We start from the raw sequence: 1696 nt of genomic DNA, 5'->3' as shown, positions 1-1696 counted from the left end.
GACCAGAAGGTATCCGACATCGAAGCCCTTCCTCAGGGGATCTCCGCCGAGGTAGTACTGAAAGGGCGAGAACCATCGCATGGGCTGGAGAGCGTCGAACAGATTGCCCAAGGTCCTGGCCAGATAGCCGCCGACCGCCATGACACCGGCCACCGCGAAGACGATGCCGCGCCGCCCCGTCGCCGCCCCGACCGTCAGCGCCAGCGTGCCGAACAGGAGCGCCAGCAGCATCAGGCCCACCGAGGCGGCCGTGACCTTCGCCGCTCCGACGCCCATGTCGAAGCCCTTGTCGAACAGCGGCATCAGTGCCAGGGGCACCAGACTCACCAGGACCACCGCCAGCACCAGGGCAGTGAAGCGCTGGAGGACGAACGAACGCCTGCTCACCGGATTGGCGAGAAGCAGTTCCAGCGTCCCCGACTCCTCGGGACCCGCGATGGCGCGGGCCCCCAGGATGGTCGCGAACATGATGAAGAGGAACGGTACGAACACGCTGTAGACCGTCGCTTCCAGATAGCCCGCACCATCGGCGAAGCCCTGCCACCCCAGTACGTCGCGAACGCCTTCGGGCATGACGTCCGTCGCCTGCCGCCGGCTGTCCGCGTCCTTGCCGACCTGACGGTAGGCCGAGGTGTAGATCGTCAGGAAGGCCGCCACGCCCACCAGCCAGCCGAGGGTCGACCGGCGATTGTCGCGCAGTGTCTTGCGCGTGAGGCTACTGCGCACCTTCGGGCTCCTGGTCGTAGTAGTGGCTGAGGAAGGTCGTTTCGAGATCGGGTTCGGTCACCAGCAGATCGACGACGGTGTGGCGGGCGGCGGCCTTGATGAGGGGGTCGACGGAGCCGTCCACCACACAGGTCAGGACCGTCCCCTCGACATTCAGGGCGGACACCGCCGGCAGCGACCGGAACCCTTCGGCCAGCACCGGGGACGCGAAGTGCATCTCGACCCGGCGGACGGCCCGCCTGCCCAGGGACTCGACACGCTCGACGGCGACGATCCTGCCGTCCCGGATGATGCCCGCGCGATCGGCGACCTGCTGCACCTCCGCGAGGATGTGCGACGACATGAACACCGTCGTGCCCGCCGCCCTGGCCTCGCGCACCATGTCCAGGAACTCCTGCTGCATCAGCGGATCGAGGCCGCTGGTGGGTTCGTCGAGAATCAGCAGCTCGGGGTCGTGCATGAACGCCTGTACGAGTCCGACCTTCTGTTTGTTGCCCTTCGACAGTGTCCGGATGCCGCGCGAGAGGTCGAGACCGAGCCGCTCGGCGAGGTCGGCGGCCCGCTGGGCGGGCACCCCGCCCCGCGCGTCACCGAGGAATCGCAGCAGTTCACCCGCGCGCTCGCGGCCGTCGAACGCCAGCTCGCCGGGCAGGTAGCCGATCCGGGCGCGATGTTCCGGATGCCGCCGCGGGTCCACGCCGAACACCCTGACGCTGCCGCGCGTGGGCCGGATGAAGTCGAGAAGCAGACGGATGGTTGTGGTCTTTCCCGCCCCGTTCGGGCCGAGGAATCCGAATACCTCTCCGCGCGGTACCGCCAGGGTGAGATCTTCCAGTCCGCGCCGCTCTCCGTAGAATTTGGTCAGGCCCTCTGCCCGAAGCACATCTGTCACCTCTGCCATACGCGCATACTCTTGGGCAGCCGCCCCGGCCCGCCAGGTCCGATGCTCCGCGCCGAGCGGGCCCACTGC

2 protein-coding genes are annotated in these 1696 nt (G+C 68.2%); both read right to left on the bottom strand.

Annotated features, from left to right (window positions below; translation table 11 throughout):
* On the bottom strand, nt 1–726 hold a 726-nt coding region (locus ACWF94_RS40055), incomplete at its 3' end, for an ABC transporter permease subunit (RefSeq protein ID WP_453500154.1).
* The gene (locus ACWF94_RS40050) at nt 716–1627 is read right to left on the bottom strand and encodes an ABC transporter ATP-binding protein (protein WP_453500152.1); all 912 of its coding nucleotides are present in this window, start codon (nt 1625–1627) and stop codon (nt 716–718) included. The genes ACWF94_RS40055 and ACWF94_RS40050, both read right to left, overlap by 11 nt.
* Between the last annotated feature and the right edge of the window lie 69 nt (nt 1628–1696).

The organism is Streptomyces sp. NPDC055078, assembly GCF_053607985.1.
Note: the sequence above shows the minus strand (reverse complement) of the source record. Positions and strands in the feature narration are given on the sequence as shown.